Genomic DNA, 18,965 nt, shown 5'->3' on the forward strand with positions numbered 1-18,965 from the left:
CCTTTTGAAACGCTGCACGAGAGGCTGCACGAAAAAATGACTGGCCACAGATAAGCTCCTGAATATGGCGAAAATTGCCCGTAAGAATGGCTTTTCCCGCCCAATTGATGAATAGGATTTTAAATATAATCAAGATGCCGCATTCACTGCGGTTTTCCCCTTCCCAGGATTTTTCGGCACTGCCTGCGGGCAATCGTAAATTAACCCGCGCGTCCTACAGTTGCTCGCCAACAGGGGAGTTTCATTTTGTTATCCAGGCTCAGCGACAGCAAGCAGTTGCGGCGCGTGTTGAAGAATACCCGCGTCTCGTTTCTGGTTTCGTCGCTCGTCGCCCTTGTCGTCATCATGGTCGGCTTCGGCCTCGACCGGGCCAATACTGCAGCTTATGAACGCGAACTTCATATCCGCACCGAAAGCGAGGCGAATCTCATCCGCGCCCGGGTCATGGCTGAGATCAGCATGGACCTCAGCATCGTCCGCGACCTTGCGAACCTGATCTCCGTCAGCGCGGCGAACCGGGACGAGATGGAGCGCCAGATCAACTGGCTGCTGATCCAGAATCCGCCTTTCATTCATATCGCCGTCGCACCTGATTTCATCGTCAGCAACGTCTACCCGCCGCAATCGGGCACTGAGCGGATCGGCCGCGACGTGCGCGAAGCCCTCTTCTTCCGCCAGGCGATAACGCCCGCCACCGGCGACCAGTCGGCGCGCTTCTACGGTCCGGTCAGCACCGATGGCCGGGGTGCCTTTGCCATATTCTTCCCGGTCTTCGTCAAGGAGAACGGCCAGCGGCGGATCTGGGGAGCGGTCGAGCTCGTCATCGACCAGAAGATGTTCTACGAGGCGACCGGGCTGATGCCGGCGCGCGACCGTGAGAATCAGGAACGCTATCCGCATCTCGACCATCTCTCCATCGCCATCCGCGATATCGGCTTGCCGGCGGCGAGCGCAACGGCAGCCCCCTTCTTCGGGTCGTCCGATATCGACGCCAAGGATCCGATGCGCCAGAAGATCGGCTTTGCCGGCGGCAAGTGGGAGCTTTCCGTCGTGCCGAACAGCGGCTGGGACGCGATCCCGGAAAACCAGACCGAGCTGCGGCTGATCGTCGTTGCCGCCGGCTGCATCATCATCATCCCGATCTTCTTCGCGACTCTCCTGCTCGGCGAGCGCAATCGCAACATTACCGAGCTGGAGACGCGCGAAGCGAAATTGCTGGAACTGTCGCAGCGGCTCAATCTGGCGCTGGAATCTTCGAATATCGGCATCTGGGAGCTGCAGGATGATTCGAGCAGCCTGCTCTGGGACGCACGCGCGGCGGCCCTGCACGGCAAGCCGGCGCAGGAAGGCAGCCGGGCGCTCGACGAATGGCTGGCGGCGGTCCTGCCCGAGGACCGTGAAACCGCCGAGGTGCATTTCTTCAGCTGCAGCGTCGCCGGCGTTGCCTGCACGGCGCAATACCGCATCCTGCTCGGCGACGGCGGCATCCGGCATCTGCGCTCGGTCGGCGCCTTCTATACGGATGCCGGCGGCGTCGGCAAGACGATCGGCATCGTCTGGGACGTGACCGCCGATGCGGTGACCACCGACACGCTGCGCAAGGCCAAGGATATGAGCGAGGTCAAGAATGCCGAGCTGGAGCTGGCGCTTGAAGAGCTGTCGAGCCGCGAGGGGCAGCTCGCCGAGCTTTCGAGCCGGCTCGACCTGGCGCTCAATTCCTATCAGTGCGGCATATGGGAGGCGCGGCCCGGCCGGGGCGGCTCGATCTGGAACGAGCGCATGCACGAGCTCTATGGGCTTGCGCCGCGCAACGGCTTCATGACCGAGGAGACCTGGCTTGGCTGCATCCACCCCGAGGACCGGTCTCTCGCACTCGAAAGCGCCCGCCACCTCAGGCAGAACGGAGATACGCACACACTCGTCTGCCGGGTGATCGTCGACGACGGCTCGGTGCGTTATGTGCGCTCGGTCGGCAAGGTCCACCAGACGGGGACCGGCGAGATGAAGATCATGGGCATCGCCTTCGACGCCACCGAAGACGTGCTGATGACGATCCGGCTGAAGGCCGCCAAGGACGAGGCGGTCGCCAAGAATATCGAGCTCGAGGCTGCCAAGAACAGGATCGAGCACAATTCGCTGCACGACCCGCTGACCGCACTCGCCAACCGCCGAAAGCTCGACATCGCCCTGGAAAGCCTGACGAATGACGGCCGCCAACAGCGGCAGAAATTTTCGATCCTGCACATCGATCTCGACCGCTTCAAGGACATCAACGACACGCTCGGCCATGCCGCCGGCGATGCGATGCTGGTGCATGCCTCGAAGGTGCTCGCCAAGAATGTCCGCGGCAGCGACGTCGTCGCGCGCATCGGCGGCGACGAATTCGTCATCCTCGCGCTCGACGTCGGGGATAAGGAGATGGCGCAGCTATCGGCGCGGATCATCGAGGAGATGCGCCAGCCGATCGATTTCCAGGGTTTCTCCTGCCGCTGCGGCGTGTCGATCGGGGTGGCGCTTGCCAACGGCATCCATGTCGATGCACGCAAGGTGCTGATCAATGCCGATATCGCGCTCTACCGCGCCAAGAGCATGGGCCGCAACCGCTTCGAATTCTTCAATCACAATCTCCAGGCCGATATCATCAACACCAAGCGCACGGCCGACGAGATCCTCGCCGGCATCGACAATTGCGAATTCACCGCCTGGTACCAGCCGCAATTCTCGGCCCGGACGATGGAACTGACCGGCGTCGAGGCGCTGGTGCGCTGGAAGCATCCTTCCAAGGGGTTGCTGACGCCGGACAAGTTCCTGCGCATCGCCGACGAGATCAATGTCGTGCAGATGCTCGACCGGATCGTGTTGGAAACGGCGCTGCGCGACAAGATGCGCTGGGCGGCGCACGGCATCACCGTGCCCAAAGTCTCGGTCAATGTCTCGGCGCGGCGGCTGCATGACGGCAGCCTTCTGGAATCGCTCGCCGATCTGCATATCCGCCCCGGCGAACTCTCCTTCGAACTGGTGGAATCGATCTTTCTCGACGAGAGCGAAGATGTTGCCTCGCAGAATCTCGAACGCATCAAGGCGCTCGGCATCGATATCGAGATCGACGATTTCGGCACTGGCCATACCTCGATCGTCAGCCTGTTGAAGCTGAAGCCCAAGCGGCTGAAGATCGACCGCCAACTGGTGAAGCCGATCGTCAACGCCTCGCAGGAGCGGGCGCTGGTCAGCTCGATCATCGAGATCGCCCGCTCGCTCGGCGTCGAGACGGTGGCCGAAGGGGTGGAGACGGCAGCGCATGCCGAACTGCTGCGCGATCTCGGCTGCGATATCCTGCAGGGCTTTGCCTTCTCGCGGCCCCTCTCCTTCGAGGATTTCTCTGCGGAAGCCACAGGAACGGGGTGGCGGCTGGCCTCATGACCGCCGCCCGCCGATCGGCCTCAGCCTGACCCCTTCCCAGCCCGCGAAAAGATGGTCGCGCCAGAAGACCGAAACAGCATTTCCGCACCTGCCGGTTTGACGCAAAGAAAGGCTTTTGCCTGGACGGTTTTTTGGCCTATGAGTGTCGCGCCTTTTCAAGCAATGGCGCAACCGGCTTTGGCGCGCCACCGTGGGAACACATGTCGCACAATACATTCGGTCACCTCTTCCGCGTAACCACCTGGGGCGAAAGCCATGGTCCGGCGCTCGGCTGCGTCGTCGACGGCTGCCCTCCGGGGCTGCGCTTCAAGCTCGAGGAGCTGCAGGTCTGGCTCGACAAGCGCAAGCCAGGGCAATCCCGTTTCGTGACGCAGCGGCGCGAGGACGATCTGGTGAAGGTGCTGTCCGGCGTCATGCTCGACGCCGATGGCGAGACGATGACGACCACCGGCACGCCGATCTCCATGCTGATCGAAAATACCGACCAGCGCTCCAAGGATTACGGCGAGATCGCCCGGCAATACCGCCCCGGCCATGCCGACTATACCTACGACCTCAAATACGGCATTCGCGATTATCGCGGCGGCGGCCGCTCCTCGGCGCGCGAAACCGCCGCACGGGTTGCCGCCGGCGGCATCGCCCGCCTCGTCGTACCAGGTGTTACCGTGCGCGGCGCGCTGGTGCAGATCGGCAAGCATAAGATCGACCGCCGCAACTGGGATTGGGACCAGGTCGGGCAGAACCCGTTCTTCTCGCCGGATGCGGCGATCGTACCGGTCTGGGAGGAATATCTCGACGGCATCCGCAAGACCGGCTCATCGATCGGCGCGGTCATCGAAGTGATCGCCGAAGGCGTGCCTGCCGGTCTCGGTGCGCCGATCTATGCCAAGCTCGACCAGGATATCGCCTCGCTGCTGATGTCGATCAACGCCGTCAAGGGCGTGGAGATCGGCAATGGTTTTGCCGCTGCCGAAACCTCGGGCGAAGACAATGCCGACGAGATGCGCATGGGCAATGACGGCACGCCGATCTTCCTTTCCAACAATGCCGGCGGTATTCTCGGCGGCATCTCCACCGGGCAGCCGGTGGTGGCGCGTTTCGCCGTCAAGCCGACCTCATCGATCCTGACCGAACGCCAGTCGATCGATGCCGATGGCAAGAATGTCGACATCCGAACGAAGGGCCGGCACGACCCCTGCGTCGGCATCCGCGCCGTGCCGATCGGCGAGGCGATGGTCGCCTGCGCGATCGCCGACCATTATCTTCGCGACCGCGGCCAGACCGGCCGTCTGAAATAGGAGCGCTCGCCCATGTCTTATGACCAAAAGCGCGTCGTCGACGCCATAAGGGCCTTCGAAGCCGGCGAGATCGTCGTCGTCATGGACGACAATGACCGCGAAAACGAAGGCGACCTGATCGTCGCCGCCGTCCATACCACGCCGGAGAAGATGGCCTTCATCGTGCGCCACACTTCCGGCATCGTCTGCGCGCCGATGCCGAAGGAAGAGGCCAAGCGCCTCAACCTCAACGCCATGGTGGCGGAAAACGATTCGGCCCATACGACGGCCTTCACCGTGTCGGTCGATTTCAAGCATGGCACGACGACGGGCATCTCGGCCGACGACCGGACGCTGACGGTGCGCAACCTCGCCAATCCGAATGTCGGCGCCGCCGATTTCGTCCGCCCCGGCCACATCTTCCCGCTGGTGTCGCGCGAAGGCGGCGTACTGATGCGCTCCGGCCATACCGAAGCCGCTGTCGACCTCTGCAAGCTTGCCGGCCTGCCGCCGATCGGCGTCATCTCCGAACTCGTCAACGATGACGGCACCGTCACGCGCGGTCCGCAGGTGGTCGACTTCGCCGAACAGCACGGGCTGAAGCTCGTCTCCGTCGCCGATCTCATCGCCTATCGCCAGCGCAAGGAAACGCTGATCGAGCTCGGCACCAGCTTCGACGTCGACACGCCGTTCGGCAAGGCCAAGGCTCATACCTATTCCCTGCCCTGGGATCCGATGCAGCATCTCGCCGTCGTCTTCGGCGACATCCGCGACGGCGTCGACATCCCGGTGCGCCTGCATCCGGAAAATGTCGCCGAGGATCTCTTCGGCAAGAACAGCCCGGTCGATTTCTACATGCGGAAGATTTCCGAGGAAGGCCGCGGCGTCATCGTCTATCTGCGCGAGGGCTCGGTCGGCGTCGGCCACCACGACAACGGCCGCAAGGCCCGCAACCAGGGCCGCGAAGCCCATGCCGAAGCCCAGACGCGCGACAGCGAATGGCTGGAAATCGGCCTCGGTGCCCAGATCCTCAAGGATCTCGGCGTCAGCTCGATCAAGCTGCTCACCAGCCGCGAGCGCCACTATGTCGGCCTGGAAGGTTTCGGGATCAAGATCAGCAAGACGGAGATCTGCTGAGCGGCTCCTCCTCTCCTCCCCAGCGGGGAGAAGATGTCCGAAGGACAGATGAGGGGTGAGCGATGTTAGGAGCGAGTGCACTGAGCGCGAGCGAAGGGCAATATTGAGCGGCGTGCCATGAAGCCCCCTCATCCGGCTGCCGCCACCTTCTCCCCGAGGGGAGAAGGGATTACCCTCTCCACCCGTCGAGCAACACCACCTTCTCCACACCGGCGAACCGCGCAACCCGATCCAACTCCGCCTCCAGCCGCTCCAATCGCCCGGCCGAAGGTTTCACGCCCGGTTCCAGCCAGAGCCGTTTGACGTCGAGCGTCGATTTCTTCCGATCCGCCTTCATGTCGATGCGTCCGATCAGCCGGTCGCCTTCGAGCAGCGGGAAGACGTAGTAGCCATATTCGCGCTTCGGCTCGGGCACGAAAATCTCGATGCGGTAGAAGAAGCCGAACAGGCGTTCGGTGCGGTTGCGGTCGCGGATCATCGGGTCGAAGGGGCTGAGCACGCGGATGCGTGGCGGCGCGCCGGGGTAATCGTCGAGGGTCGAGAGGAAATCGGCAAAGGCCCAGGACGGGCGCGCCTTGCCGCCGAGCGCCGGTTCGATCAGCACTTCGATCAGTTCGTCGCGATGGGCTGAGACCCAGGCCTTGGCCTCATCGGGCGAGACCAGGTTCCAGAAGGCCGATATCTCGCCATGGGTGGCAAAGCCGAGCCGGGCAAGCGCGCTGCGGCAGGCCCAGTCGACGAATTCCTCGCGGCTCACCTCCGGTTCGCGGAACTCGGCCGGGACGACGCGCTCGGTGAGATCATAGATCTTCTGGAAATTCGAGCGGCCGGCGATGGCGAACTTGCCGGTGTGCCAGAAATATTCGAGCGCCGTCTTGTTCGGATGCCAGTTCCACCAGCCGCCGGAAACGTGACCGTCGGCCTTGATCTCGCGGGCGAGGATCGCGCCGTTGCGCTCAACGCGCTCATAGGTCTCGGCGAACGCCGCCTCGAAACCCTCGCCGCGCCATTTGCGCCAGCGCTCGATGATGACCTGCTCCTGATGACGGAACTTGTGTTTCCAATAGACGAAGAAGGCGCTCGGCAGGATGGAAGCGTCATGCGTCCAGTGCTCGAACAGCGCGCCATCCTTTTCGAGCAGTGCCGTGAGATGCTCGCGCCTGTAGGTCTGGTTGCGGGAAAACAGGATCTGGTGATGCGCCCGCTCCACCGTCTGGATGCTGTCCACCTGGACGAAACCCAGCTCATGGATGAGCTGCAGCAGGCCGTCCTTGGTCAAGGCGCGGTTCGGCGGAGCGCTGAGGCCCTGCTTGGCAAGAAAGACACGGCGGGCGTCGGAATTGGAAAGCAGATTCGTCATGACCGCATCATAATCCGGAAAATCTTCCTAGCGCATTCCGTTTTTCTTCGAGTCACGGAAATGCGCTAGCTTTGTTTTCCGCAATCCCGGACGCAAAACCGCTGCGCACTTTTGCTGGAGTTGCTCTGGCCACCCAATATCGAGCCAATATCAACATCGCGATTTGCGCTTTCATCATCCTCGATTCCCCGTGTAGAAGCACTGCTGTCAGGTTGGCGCAATGGCTGCGGCTACCCCTCACCCTAACCCTCTCCCCGCAAACGGGGCGAGGGGACGTGCCAAACGCAATGTCGAGGGTAAAGGAAGCCGGCGCGGCATATCCCTTCTCCCCGCGAGCGGGGGTCCGAAGGACGGGTCGAGACACGTGGCCCGACCCAGGCAGAGGTGCCGGCAGGCGGATGAGGGCCGGCATCGGCAATCTCCGCCGGCGAAAAATGCGAGGGATGGGTTTGGATATTCGTTTCGAAGGTGCGGGGGTCAGTTTCGGGGCGCGGGTGGCGCTGCAGCCGCTGACGCTTGGCATCAGTGGGAAACGCATCGGCGTCATCGGGCTGAACGGTTCCGGCAAGACCACGTTCGCGCGGCTGATCAACGGATTGACCAAGCCGTCGATCGGCCGCGTCACCGTCAATGGCCGCGACACCGGCGATGAGAAATCTGCGGTGGCCGATGTCGGCTTCATCTTCCAATCGCCGCAGAACCAGATCATCCTGCCGATCGTCAAAGACGACATCGCCTTCGGGCTGAAGCGGCGCGGCTTCACCAAGGCGGAGATCGAGGCGAAGGTCCAGGCGGTGCTGGCCCGCTTCGGCGCTGAGGCGCTGGCCGATCGCCGCGCGCACGAGCTTTCCGGCGGCGAGCTGCAGGTGGCCGCGCTCTGCTCGGTGCTGGCGACGGGGCCGGGCATTCTCATCCTCGATGAACCCACCAACCAGCTCGATCTCAAGAACCGGGCGCTGGTCGAGAAGATTATCGCCGGGCTCCCGGAAAGCGCCATCGTCATCACCCATGATCTCGACCTGATCGCCGATTTCGAGCGGGTGCTGCTGTTTCATGAGGGCCGGCTTGCCGCCGATGCGCCGGCTGCCGAGGCGATCGCTCGCTACAGGGAGATCGCCGCCTGATGCAGTCGCTTTATGTCGAGGGCAACAGCGTGATGCACCGGCTTTCGCCGCGGCTGAAGCTGTTGTCGCTGACGGCCTTCGGCGTCCTGCTGTTTATCAGCCAGAACCTCGTCCTGCTTTCGATCGCCGTGCTGCTGACGGCGGTTCTCTATGGCATGGTCGGCCTGCCGTTTGCCGATGCCCTCAGGCGGCTGCGCCCGATCTTCCTGACGATTGCGGTCGTGGCGCTCTTCAACCTGATCTTCAATCCCTGGCAGCAGGCGCTGGTACCCCTGCTGCGGCTGACCGCACTGATGCTGCTCGCCGCCACGGTGACGGCGACGACGTCGATCACCTCCTTCATCGACGAGGTGACCGCCCTTGCCCGCCCGCTCGAACGCACCGGCTGGGTGCAGGCCGACGATATCGGCCTGGCGCTGGGGCTGGTGCTGCGTTTCGTGCCTGAGATCGTCGGCCGTTATCAGGCGATTTGCGAGGCGCACAGGGCGCGCGGGCTGAAAATCCGGCCGATAACGCTGCTTGCGCCGCTGATCATCCTGACGCTCAGGGATGCGGATAATATCGCCGCGGCGATTGACGCGCGCGGTATTCGGCGGCATGTGAGTTAAAGATTAATAAACACGGAATTCATGATGAGCACTCGCGACCTCGTTCTTACCGCCCTCTTTGCCGCGATCATCGTGGCGCTCGGCCTGCTGCCGCCGATCTCGCTCGGCTTCATTCCGGTGCCGATCACCGCCCAATCCCTCGGCGTCATGATGGCCGGCGTCGTGCTCGGAGCCCGGCGCGGGGCGATTGCCGTGCTGATCGTGCTGGTGCTGGTCGCCATCGGCCTGCCGGTGCTTTCCGGCGGCCGCGGCGGGCTTGCGATCTTCGCGTCACCAACGGCCGGCTTCCTGATCGGCTGGATCTTTGCCGCCTTCGTCACCGGCTATCTCAGCGAACGGCTGGTCAACCATCAGCAATCCGCTCTGGTGCAGACGGTGAGCTTCTTCCTCACCGCCATGGCCGGCGGCATCGTCGTGCTCTACGCCTTCGGCATCACCTATCTCGCCACCGTCGCCGGCCTCGGCTTCACGAAAGCCTTCGTCGGCTCGATGGCCTTCATTCCCGGCGATGTGATCAAGGCTTTCGTCGCAGCCCTGCTTGGCCGTGCCGTCATGGTCGGTTATCCCCTGCTGCCGTCGCGCGCCTGACGCACAAGCCGTTATTGTCTACGAATACCCGACGGCCCTTTCGGGGGCCGTTGGGCTTAAAGACGCATATGGCCAAAAGCGAAAGCCTTCACCGGGCGCTCCGCCCGGTCCGCAGGAGCGGGAACTTCCAAACCTTCCTTTCATTTTTCCGCAATGAACGTTCCTGAAGGAGAACCCATGCGAGGCGACCGGCAGGAGGAGATGGCTGCCTGGTTCCGCTCGCTGGATCCTGTCCAGCCGAAGGAGATGGTCGGCCTTTGGAGCGGCCTCGGTATTCCGTCGGATCATCCACTGGACGGCGTGCTCGAGAATCTCAACTGGTTTGGCAAGCGCTTCCATTCCGACATGCGGGCGGACGCCCTGCTCTTCACGTGGAGACCGGGCCGACTCGTGCCGCTCGAGCCAAGTTTCTTACCGGTTAGGCTGGCGATCAAGTTGGCGCCCTTTGGCCGGACGTTCGTCGCCCGCAGCTGGTTCTCATACCTGCAGAAGATGCTTCGAGCGAGAGGCACGACCGCTTCGTTGCGGCTTCAGGCCCTCGACGGCATCGAAACGGCTGCGATGATCTACGACAAACAGCCGATCGTGGACTACTTCCGGAGGATTGACGATGACGAGATTGCCGGAATGATGTGCGTGCGCGACGACCCTCGGCGGTTCTTCTTCAAGCTCCGGAAAGTGATGGACTGAGCTGTGCAGCAAACGGCTGGCGGCTGGATAATCTTTCCTCAATCCAAAACAGCCCGAACATGCTACGAAAGCAGGGAAGAGGACGAAATGACCGTCATCGATCGAAATCATGTTCAAATCCGCGGCGATGGTCAGCGTGCGATGATCTTTTCGCATGGATTCGGATGCGACCAGAACATGTGGCGCTTCGTGGCGCCGGCTTTCGAAGGTGACTTCAAGACGGTGCTGTTCGATCACGTCGGCGCGGGACGATCCGATCTTGCGGCTTATGATGCCGGAAAATATTCTTCCCTATCCGGTTATGCCGATGACCTCGTGGAAATTTGCCGCGCGCTCGGCCTGACGCAAACGGTCTTCGTCGGGCACTCCGTCAGCGCGATGATCGGCGTCATCGCCTCGCTTGAGGCGCCGGACCTGTTTGAAAGCCTGGTCCTTGTCGGGCCGTCGCCGCGCTATATCAACGACGGTGACTATATCGGCGGTTTCAGCGCGGCTGATATAGACGACCTCCTGCAGTCGTTGGACGACAATCACATGGGCTGGTCTGCCGCCATGGCGCCTGTCATCATGGGCAATCCGGATCGACCGGAACTCGCCGAAGAGCTGACAAACAGTTTCTGCCGCACCGATCCCGAGATCGCCAAGGCCTTCGCACGGGTGACCTTCACGTCGGACAATCGCAGCGACCTCCAGCGCGTCACCGCCAGAACGCTGATCCTTCAATGCCGCGACGATATCATCGCCTCCGAAGAGATCGGCGAATTCGTCCATCAACAGATCCCCGATAGTCAATTGGTCGTGCTGAACGCCAGTGGCCACTGCCCCAACCTCAGCGCTCCCGGCGAGGTCATATCGGCAATCCGGCGGTTCGTCTGATGACCGGCGCCGGCACGCAAGGCTCCCCGCCGACCGAGGACCTCGAGGACCTCTACGAAAACGCACCCTGCGGCTATCTTTCGCTGCAGCCGGACGGGCGCATCGTCAAGGTGAACCGGACGCTTTCGGCCTGGATCGGCATCCCTGTCGATCAGCTTCTCGGCAAACGGCTCCATGATCTGCTCAACATGCCGGGCCGGATATTCTACGAAACCCATTTTGCGCCCTTGCTGCGCATGCAGGGGTTTTTCAACGAGGTTGCCCTCGATCTTGTGACATCAGATGGCAGAAAGCTGCCCGTGCTCGCCAATGCAATGGAAAGGCGTGCCGAAGACGGCGCCTTGCTTTTCACCCGTGTGACGATGTTTCAGGCCGCCGAGCGTCGCCGGTATGAACGGGAACTGGTCGACGCGCGCGCCGCCGCGGACGCGGCCAGTGCCATGGTCAAATCCCAGCTCGAGCTCGAACAGGAAACCGCCGAGCTGCGGGAACAGTTCATCGCCATCCTCGGCCATGACCTGCGCAACCCGCTTGCCTCGATCGCGGCCGCGGCGCGCATGCTGCGAAAGGAAGAGCAGACCGATCGCGCCACGAAAATTCTCGATTTGATGCAGGGCAGCGTCATCCGCATGTCCGGCCTGATCGACAACGTGCTCGACTTCGCGCGCGGACAATTGGGCGGCGGCATCACGCTCAAGAGGCAAGTGGAGGATCTCGAGCCGATCTTGCGGCAGGTCATCGATGAACTCCGCTCCAGCCATCCCGACCGCGCAATCGAGGTAAGCATCGAATTCGACGGACCGATAAATTGCGACAGCGGCCGGATCGGTCAGCTGGTCTCCAATCTTCTGGGCAATGCCCTGACCCATGGAACGCCGGATGAACCGGTGCGGTTTTCTGCGGCAACTGACGAGCAAAGGCTGGAGCTTTGGATCGCCAATGGCGGCGCCCCGATTTCCAGCGATGCGATGACAGGGCTCTTTCAACCTTTCTTCAAAGGCGAAGCCGGGACAAGTCAAAGAGGATTGGGGCTCGGTCTACACATCGCCTCGGAAATCGCCCGCGCCCATGGCGGGACGATCATGGTAAGTTCCGATGACGAGGAGACACGCTTCACCTTTGTGATGCCGTTGGATTGACCAAGCTGGCGTGCGGCTCCTCGGCTCACCTACACCCGAGACTCTTTCGCCTGCAAACCAGCACCGCGCTGCCCAAGCCTGTCGAAGACCGATCGTAAAATGCTGCGGATGGGAGGCTCTCCCCATTTGCACACAGCCAGCGACATTGCACAGATGATTGCAACGGCCAAAGCCAGCGCCAGCAGCGGTGTCATCCCCAGACCGGTCAGCCAGTCGAGAAGTTGAACGCCGATCGCGAAATGCAGAAGATAAAGCGGGTAGGTCATCGCGCCGAGGGTTTTGACCGATTGCAGGAAGCCGGTCGGCAGACGACTGATCTGCCTGGCATAAGTCACGCCGGCGACGATCGATATCAGTCCCGCCACCCAGATTGCGATTGCGGGAAGCGGCGAGAAGGAATGACCGGCTGCGGCGAGAGTGCGGTCGCTGGTATTTTCGCCCGCCATATATATCTGGGCAGCCCCAGTCACCAAGGCGCAGGCAAAACCCACCCAGGAAATTCGGCTCATCCGAGTTTGAGACAAAAGCCATATGTAGATGTAGATGCCGATGGCAAATTGGCAGCCATAATAAAACGGGATGGCCCGCCAGGCCGTCTCCGTGAATATGGCCAGACTGTCTGAATCGGGAAAGGCGTTTAACAGGGCAACGAAAACGGTGCTGGCCAGCGACAGGCCGAGCGCCAAGGCAGGTATCCTCACCTTTTGACCGGTCGCGCAGAGGATGAAGACCAGAGCGTAGAAGCAGATCTCACATGCCAGGGTCCAATATTGACCATCGATCCATGGGCCGCCGGGATAGAGAGTGATCGATCTGAGGTAGTTCTTGATGACACGTCTGTTCACATCTTGCGTGGCGATGACAATCAGCGTCAGTGATGCGCAAATCCATACCGCCGGATAAAGCCGCAGAATTCGTCCCTTGAGAAATGACATCGGAGTGGCTGCAGCGGCAGAGTTGACGATGACGAGCCCCGATATGACGAAGAACAATTCGACGCCGACCCATCCGGGTTGGGCGACATTCTCAATCAGAGGCATTTTGTAGGGTCTCAGATATAAGGGCGAAGCCCAGGAAGCAAATCCAAGATGAAATACCGTCACCATCAATGCGCACACAAATCGTAGTGCGTCGACACCGTAAATATACGGGCTGCCGGCTTGAAATTTTACCATAGCGATTCCCCCCAAACCCTAGCCATCTACTACCTGGACTTGGGCATTGGTGCAATATACTCGCATTTGGCGTGGGAATTATAATCGTGGCTCAGTATGGCCACTTGCCGGGCAGATAGCGTCAGCAGCCCTGTCTCCGTTCCGGTCTATTGCCGTCACGGCCGGAATCCGGGCAACAAAAAACCGCCTTGAGGCGGTCGGGCATTCTATCGATTTCAGTTTGATTTAGTCTCCTCCTCCACCATCTCCCCCGCCATCACAGCCGCCGTCGCCTGAGGCGTCGAACCAGCCTCCCCCTCCATCGCCGGAGCCTTCCGAATTGCCCCACCTGCGCTTGGTGTTTGCGGTGGTCTGGGTGGTTCTTTCTGCCCTTGCGATCAGCGCAAAGATCAGTGCGAAGCCTCCAACGATTCCGGTAGCCACAAGAAATGTCTCCAATCAGTATCCTTTCGTTGTTTCAGGAAATCTCGTTTCCTGACTAAAATAGTAGATTACTTTCCCACTCCTGGAAATAGCCTGAATATGAAACTTTCATGACATTCAGGATCACGTCAAAAAAGAGAGCTATTTGCTCCGTGAGCAGAGGAAGTCGCCGGCTGCATCAAGGGCGGGCGTGATGGGCTCTCGTTCGGCCGCCCGCGTCATAGTCGTGCTACGCCTCTTACGGCGGCGCATGGCAGACCTCAGCAATGGGTCTCCACGCCAGGCATGGGGACGCGACGCGGAAGGAATCTGCTCTTCATTCCGAATTCGCTGCAATTGGTGCGAAGCGGCCCTTGAGAGACTGTTGCAATTCGTCGTCTTGCCAGCGGTCAGGGTATGGCACTTCCCAAGTCAGCCGCCGCAAGGCTTGTAGAGGGATCCCGTTATATCCCAGTTGCTCAAGGCGAACCAGGAGCAGAGCAGCGTCCAATTGAATCATCAACCGAGCCGAGCCACTGACTTGATGTAAAACGCTGAGCATTGCTGCGTATGATCTGAACCCAAACGAGGCAGCCAGTGCTTCATCGGCATGCGATGATCTGACATTCGCGTACTGTTTTCTCAGTGCCTTTTTCAGTGCAGCTATATTGGAGGGAGCAAACTTAATTGTGGCGTGTAACATCAGACGATCCGTTGTCTTGGTCGAAGTCTGCCGATTACACTTCGACCTTTATGGACACGGTCGCCTTCAATGGAAAATCTGCCCTTCAACCCGGCAGCAGGTTTGGAGGGGCCCCCAGAAGTGAATCATAGCAAGCGTATCATCGGTCATCAAGAACAAGTGTCCGAGCCGGAAAGACCCGAGCGAAAACCACCGGAATCTCCGGTCATGCGTTTTCCGCGTTGCCTCCTCCTAGCAGGCTCGAACTCCGCGCTGCCTAAATTGCAGCGCAGAGAATCCCTAGACTGGTTCCCCTTCAAGCCGTCGCTCTGCGGGGAAAGAGCACGGCCTGCGGAGCGGCTTTGATCCCAGCCACGATCAAAGGGTCCCGGTAGAGGCGCGGAGCCGGTATCCTCAGCCTGGAATGCAGCTTTGCGGCCGAGCTTGGCAAGAACGGCAGGAGGCAGCGGGCCACGATCGCAAGGCCGTGGACCTGTTCGGCCAGGCAAGCGCCGAGACGCGCGGCGGTCGCCTTCCGGTCCTCCGGCGCGAGATCGTCAAGCAGCGTTTTGGCATCCGCCCATGGTGCGCGTTGTGTGAACCGCCTGTTCGCCTCGCCGACAAATTCGAAAATATCCGCGAGGCCGACATGGAGTTCGTAGGCATCGAAGGCCCGGGCCACCTTCGCCGGAAGGCGGGCCGCCGCCTCGACGAAGTCATTGTCCGGCACGGGCGGCACGATGCCGTTGAACGAGGCGGACAGCAGCGCAAGCACCCGGTTGGCGAGATTGCCGAGTTGCCCTGCCAACTCTCCCGACCAGGCGGCTTCAAGACGCTCGCCCGAGAAGTCGCCGTCGTCTGCCGATCGAATGTGCCGGAGCAGGAAATATCGCAGCGCATCCGGCGTTTCGTAGGATTGGATGATGCCTTCCGGATCGATCCCGTTGCCGGCCGACTTGCCGATCTTCCGGCCGTCCACCGTGACGTAGCCGTGCACCAGGATCGACGATGGCGGCGGCAGACCGGCGGAAAGCAGGATAGCCGGCCAGTAGATGGCGTGGAATTTGGAGATACCCTTGCCGACGACGTGGATGCGCTGGCCGCCGTTCCAATAGTGCTGCAGCAGGGTTGGATCGGACCCGTGGCTGAGACCTGTGAGATAGTTCGCCAGGGCATCGAACCAGACGTAGACGACCTCATCCCCATCGGGGACGGGAACGCCCCAACCGCGCGCCCGCTCGGCGCTGCGCGACACGCTGATATCGCTCAGGCCCCGCCGCAGCAGGGCAAGGACCTCGTTGCGCCGATGGGCTGGAACGATCCGAAGCGTGCCGGTCTCGACGAGTTCAAGCAGCCGGTCGCCATATCGGGAGAGACGGAAGAACCAGTTCTCCTCACGGATGGCCTCAAGGGCAATGCCATGTTCCGGGCAGCGCCCGTCATCGAGTTCGGACGGCTCGTAAAATTGCTCGCAACCGACGCAATAGAGGCCTTCATATGCCTTGCGATAGAGGTCGCCATTACAAGCGCATGCCCTCCACAGGGCGTGAACGCAGGCGGTATGCCTGGGATCGCGGGAGGTGCGGACGAATTCCTCGTTGGAGATATCGAGCAGTCCGCCAAGGCGCTCGAACCTGTCGGCATTGGCATTGACGAAGTCCTTCACCGGCAGCCCCGCGGCTTCCGCCGACCGGACGTTCTTCAGGCTGTTGTCGTCGGTCCCGCACTGGAACCTGATGTCGTGGCCGAGAAGCCGGAAATGGCGGGCATAGGCATCGGCCTGGACGAGTTCGAGGGCGAAGCCGACATGCGGCGCGGCGTTCACATAGGGGATCGAGGTGGTGATGTAGATCTTGTTCATCGGCGTTTCCTTTCGAAAGGCTGTTTGCCCCGCGAGACGGATCGACCCATGAAAAGACCGCCTCGAGGGCGGTCACTGGTGCATTATGGACGCACGAAACCCGCCACGCTATGAGCGCAGCATCATCATCACGAAAGTGCTGATCAGGGTGTTGTCCATGCGATTTTCTTATCATCGAGAGCCGTTTCGAACAAGCGTGCGCGGTGGTGCCCGCCGTCATTGTGACGCAGCGGCAATCTCGAGTGTCAGGCAAGCTCGGCATAATGGGCCAGCTTGTCTTGAAGCATGGTCAGAATGCGGTCTCGTCCGGGATCGCGGACGCCCTTCAACCACGCGACCGAGAGGGGAAGCTTGTTCATGGCAGCCCTGCCTTCCATGTCCAGAGCGATGTAACGGACGCCGCTGACGGCGAGCCGGGATGTCCATTGGGGTACGATCGCCAGCCCGATCTGCGCGGCCACGAGGTTGACGATCGTCTGCTTTTCTTCCGCAAGCTGGGCCACCCGTGCCTGCAGTCCCGCCTCGATGAACAGCTTCATCGTCAGGTCGTGGCTATGAGGGCGCGACCGACGCTCCGGGACGATCAACGGTTCGTCGGCGAGGTCTTCGATTCTCACGCTGGCTCTCGACGCCAGCCGATGGTTCTCGGACATGGCGACGACCGCGGTCTCATGGAAAAGAAACATCGTCTTCAGCTTGGGGTCGACGATATCGGGGGCGCGGATGAATGCCAAATCCAATGAGCCCGACAAGAGTTTGGGGATCAGCCTGATTGTCTTGTCTTCCAACAACTGCGTCGAGACGTCGGGGCACTGCTGCCGGAAATCGTGCAGCAACATCGGAACGAGCCCTGCTGCCGCGCTGTCGATCGCCCCGATCCGCAGCACATCCGCTCTTGCCTGGCGGGACGTGTGGAACCGTTGCTGAAGAGCTTCGGTCTTGGCCAGGATCTCCCGCGCGCCTTCCAGGAGGACGAGGCCGTCTTCCGTCAGCGACACGCTGCGCGTCGTTCGCGCCATCAGCCGCGTCCCGAGGGATTCCTCAAGCAGGCGTATGTGCCGCGACAGCGACGCCGGCAGGAGGCCGAGCTTTTGGGCGGCCCGCCCGAAATGAAGCTCATCGGCCACCGACACGAAACATCGAAGCTGGTTCAGGTCCACGAACGTCTGCTCCGGAATTCGATTATATCAAATTTTTATATATTCTTGTGTCGCTTGAGGATCAAGCCGGCGGTGGTCATAGATGTTCACAAGCGCAGGAGGTGCGCTCTGTTATCATCCATTCCGGGAGGAGACCGTCGTGACTCACGACTTGGAAACGCGTGTCTTGCGCAAAATCACATTCCGCATCGTACCGTTCATCATGCTGCTGTATTTCATCGCGTTCCTCGACCGCGTGAATATCGGCTTTGCCGCCCTGACGATGAATGAGGACCTCGGCTTCTCGTCCACCGTCTTCGGCATCGGCGCGGGCATCTTCTTCGTCGGTTATTTCCTTTTCGAAGTTCCCTCGAACCTCATTCTCAACAAGGTCGGCGCCCGCATCTGGATCGCTCGGGTGATGATCAGCTGGGGGATCGTCTCCGGCCTCATGGCGTTCGTGCAGGAGACCACCAGCTTCTACATCCTGCGCTTTCTTCTCGGCGTCGCCGAAGCGGGCTTTTTCCCCGGTATCATCCTCTATCTCAGCTTCTGGTTCCCGGCCCGCCGCCGCGCCGCGGTGACCGCGATCTTCATGGCCGCAGCACCGCTCTCCACGGTCCTGGGGTCGCCGGTCTCCGGTGCGCTGATGGAAATGCACGGTCTTCTCGGCCTTGCCGGCTGGCAGTGGATGTTCCTGATCGAAGCAGCCCCAGCCATCATCCTGGGTGTCATCGTCCTCTTCTATCTCACCGATCGCCCGGAAAAGGCGAAATGGCTGACGGATGAAGAGCGCAGCTGGCTCGTCAAAACAATGAATGCCGAACAGGCGGGCAAAAGCCTGGCCAGCCACAGCATCCTGGCGGGACTGGCCGACATCCGCGTCTTTGCCCTCGCCCTGGTTTATTTCGGCACCTCTGCCGGGCTTTACACCTTGGGCATCTGGGCTCCGCAGATCATCAAACAGTTCGGCCTGTCGGCGTTCGAGGTCGGCTTCATCAATGCTGTTCCCGGCATTTTCGCCGTGGTCGCCATGGTTCTTTGGGCGCGTCATTCCGACAGGACGGGCGAACGGACATGGCACGTGGTCGGCGCCTGCCTGCTGGCGGCCGCAGGGCTGGCCTTCGCAACGGGTGCGACCAGCGTATACATGGTCCTGATCGCTCTCACCCTCGTCAACATCGGCATCAGCTGCTCGAAGCCGCCGCTCTGGAGCATGCCGACCCTGTTCCTGTCCGGCCCGGCTGCGGCGGCCGGCATCGCCACCATCAACTCCATCGGCAATCTCGGCGGCTTCGTCGGTCCGTCGATGATCGGGTGGATCAAGGACACGACCGGGAGTTTCGCCGGTGGCCTCTATTTCGTCGCCGGGCTCCTGGTGATCTCGGCAATCCTCACACTCGTCCTGGCGCGGTCCGGCCCCAAGGCGGCTGATACCCGCGCCGCCAGTCAACACTGATCACCCCTGACACGATCGGAGAATAGCC

15 protein-coding genes are annotated in these 18,965 nt (G+C 61.4%); 10 read left to right on the plus strand and 5 right to left on the minus strand.

Annotation, left to right across the window (positions count from 1 at the left end; genetic code table 11):
• Nucleotides 1-246: 246 nt before the first annotated feature.
• The 3 genes from FHT69_RS19605 to ribB all read left to right on the plus strand — a co-directional run bounded on the left by FHT69_RS19605 (nucleotide 247) and on the right by ribB (nucleotide 5,834).
• Nucleotides 247-3,420: an EAL domain-containing protein gene (locus FHT69_RS19605; protein ID WP_063476464.1), complete on the plus strand. Its 3,174-nt coding sequence runs from the start codon at nucleotides 247-249 to the stop codon at nucleotides 3,418-3,420.
• 200 nt (nucleotides 3,421-3,620) lie between these two features.
• The gene (gene aroC, locus FHT69_RS19610; RefSeq protein WP_029867869.1) at nucleotides 3,621-4,718 is read left to right on the plus strand and encodes a chorismate synthase; all 1,098 of its coding nucleotides are present in this window, start codon (nucleotides 3,621-3,623) and stop codon (nucleotides 4,716-4,718) included.
• A 12-nt stretch (nucleotides 4,719-4,730) separates the two neighbouring features.
• Entirely contained in the window at nucleotides 4,731-5,834 is a 1,104-nt protein-coding gene (ribB, locus tag FHT69_RS19615) for a 3,4-dihydroxy-2-butanone-4-phosphate synthase (RefSeq protein ID WP_029867871.1), read from the plus strand.
• A gap of 169 nt (nucleotides 5,835-6,003) precedes the next feature.
• Here ribB and FHT69_RS19620 read toward each other — a convergent pair whose 3' ends face one another.
• Nucleotides 6,004-7,194: a winged helix-turn-helix domain-containing protein gene (locus tag FHT69_RS19620; RefSeq protein WP_183905848.1), complete on the minus strand. Its 1,191-nt coding sequence runs from the start codon at nucleotides 7,192-7,194 to the stop codon at nucleotides 6,004-6,006.
• Nucleotides 7,195-7,643: 449 nt separating this feature from the next.
• On the opposite strand from FHT69_RS19620, the gene FHT69_RS19625 reads away from it, so the two are divergent.
• The 6 genes from FHT69_RS19625 to FHT69_RS19650 all read left to right on the plus strand — a co-directional run bounded on the left by FHT69_RS19625 (nucleotide 7,644) and on the right by FHT69_RS19650 (nucleotide 12,219).
• The gene (locus FHT69_RS19625; RefSeq protein WP_183905878.1) at nucleotides 7,644-8,318 is read left to right on the plus strand and encodes an energy-coupling factor ABC transporter ATP-binding protein; all 675 of its coding nucleotides are present in this window, start codon (nucleotides 7,644-7,646) and stop codon (nucleotides 8,316-8,318) included.
• Nucleotides 8,318-8,926: an energy-coupling factor transporter transmembrane component T family protein gene (locus FHT69_RS19630; protein ID WP_097542830.1), complete on the plus strand. Its 609-nt coding sequence runs from the start codon at nucleotides 8,318-8,320 to the stop codon at nucleotides 8,924-8,926. The genes FHT69_RS19625 and FHT69_RS19630 overlap by 1 nt, the downstream gene beginning before the upstream one ends.
• Before the next feature lie 24 nt (nucleotides 8,927-8,950).
• Nucleotides 8,951-9,514 (plus strand): biotin transporter BioY, encoded by a 564-nt coding sequence (locus FHT69_RS19635; RefSeq protein WP_047614436.1) that lies wholly within the window; start codon nucleotides 8,951-8,953, stop codon nucleotides 9,512-9,514.
• A gap of 153 nt (nucleotides 9,515-9,667) precedes the next feature.
• Nucleotides 9,668-10,204 (plus strand): GXWXG domain-containing protein, encoded by a 537-nt coding sequence (locus FHT69_RS19640; RefSeq protein ID WP_183905849.1) that lies wholly within the window; start codon nucleotides 9,668-9,670, stop codon nucleotides 10,202-10,204.
• A gap of 87 nt (nucleotides 10,205-10,291) precedes the next feature.
• Nucleotides 10,292-11,080, plus strand: a complete 789-nt coding sequence (locus FHT69_RS19645) for an alpha/beta fold hydrolase (RefSeq protein ID WP_063476460.1) — start codon at nucleotides 10,292-10,294, stop codon at nucleotides 11,078-11,080.
• Nucleotides 11,080-12,219, plus strand: a complete 1,140-nt coding sequence (locus FHT69_RS19650) for a PAS domain-containing sensor histidine kinase (protein ID WP_047615404.1) — start codon at nucleotides 11,080-11,082, stop codon at nucleotides 12,217-12,219. Before FHT69_RS19645 ends, FHT69_RS19650 begins: the two co-directional genes overlap by 1 nt.
• A 29-nt stretch (nucleotides 12,220-12,248) precedes the next feature.
• On the opposite strand, the gene FHT69_RS19655 is transcribed toward FHT69_RS19650, so the two are convergent.
• The 4 genes from FHT69_RS19655 to FHT69_RS19670 all read right to left on the minus strand — a co-directional run bounded on the left by FHT69_RS19655 (nucleotide 12,249) and on the right by FHT69_RS19670 (nucleotide 17,499).
• The gene (locus FHT69_RS19655; RefSeq protein WP_047613918.1) at nucleotides 12,249-13,394 is read right to left on the minus strand and encodes an acyltransferase family protein; all 1,146 of its coding nucleotides are present in this window, start codon (nucleotides 13,392-13,394) and stop codon (nucleotides 12,249-12,251) included.
• Nucleotides 13,395-14,133: 739 nt separating this feature from the next.
• The gene (locus FHT69_RS19660) at nucleotides 14,134-14,499 is read right to left on the minus strand and encodes a hypothetical protein (RefSeq protein ID WP_097595263.1); all 366 of its coding nucleotides are present in this window, start codon (nucleotides 14,497-14,499) and stop codon (nucleotides 14,134-14,136) included.
• A 295-nt stretch (nucleotides 14,500-14,794) separates the two neighbouring features.
• A complete protein-coding gene (gene metG / locus FHT69_RS19665; RefSeq protein ID WP_183905850.1) occupies nucleotides 14,795-16,339 on the minus strand; it encodes a methionine--tRNA ligase in 1,545 nt (514 codons plus the stop codon).
• Nucleotides 16,340-16,584: 245 nt separating this feature from the next.
• Nucleotides 16,585-17,499, minus strand: a complete 915-nt coding sequence (locus FHT69_RS19670; RefSeq protein WP_183905851.1) for a LysR family transcriptional regulator — start codon at nucleotides 17,497-17,499, stop codon at nucleotides 16,585-16,587.
• 139 nt (nucleotides 17,500-17,638) lie between these two features.
• Between FHT69_RS19670 and FHT69_RS19675 the strand changes: the two genes are divergently transcribed.
• Nucleotides 17,639-18,937 (plus strand): MFS transporter, encoded by a 1,299-nt coding sequence (locus FHT69_RS19675; protein WP_183905852.1) that lies wholly within the window; start codon nucleotides 17,639-17,641, stop codon nucleotides 18,935-18,937.
• Nucleotides 18,938-18,965 lie beyond the last annotated feature (28 nt).

The organism is Rhizobium sp. BK008, assembly GCF_014197345.1.
GTDB lineage: Bacteria > Pseudomonadota > Alphaproteobacteria > Rhizobiales > Rhizobiaceae > Rhizobium > Rhizobium anhuiense.

Coding starts and splice junctions, on each gene's coding strand:
- aroC (WP_029867869.1), top strand. CDS start 3,621: ATGTCGCACAATACATTCGGTCACCTCTTCCGCGTAACCACCTGGGGC.
- ribB (WP_029867871.1), top strand. CDS start 4,731: ATGTCTTATGACCAAAAGCGCGTCGTCGACGCCATAAGGGCCTTCGAA.
- FHT69_RS19620 (WP_183905848.1), bottom strand. CDS start 7,194: ATGACGAATCTGCTTTCCAATTCCGACGCCCGCCGTGTCTTTCTTGCC.
- FHT69_RS19630 (WP_097542830.1), top strand. CDS start 8,318: ATGCAGTCGCTTTATGTCGAGGGCAACAGCGTGATGCACCGGCTTTCG.
- FHT69_RS19635 (WP_047614436.1), top strand. CDS start 8,951: ATGAGCACTCGCGACCTCGTTCTTACCGCCCTCTTTGCCGCGATCATC.
- FHT69_RS19640 (WP_183905849.1), top strand. CDS start 9,668: ATGAACGTTCCTGAAGGAGAACCCATGCGAGGCGACCGGCAGGAGGAG.
- FHT69_RS19645 (WP_063476460.1), top strand. CDS start 10,292: ATGACCGTCATCGATCGAAATCATGTTCAAATCCGCGGCGATGGTCAG.
- FHT69_RS19650 (WP_047615404.1), top strand. CDS start 11,080: ATGACCGGCGCCGGCACGCAAGGCTCCCCGCCGACCGAGGACCTCGAG.
- FHT69_RS19655 (WP_047613918.1), bottom strand. CDS start 13,394: ATGGTAAAATTTCAAGCCGGCAGCCCGTATATTTACGGTGTCGACGCA.
- FHT69_RS19660 (WP_097595263.1), bottom strand. CDS start 14,499: ATGTTACACGCCACAATTAAGTTTGCTCCCTCCAATATAGCTGCACTG.
- metG (WP_183905850.1), bottom strand. CDS start 16,339: ATGAACAAGATCTACATCACCACCTCGATCCCCTATGTGAACGCCGCG.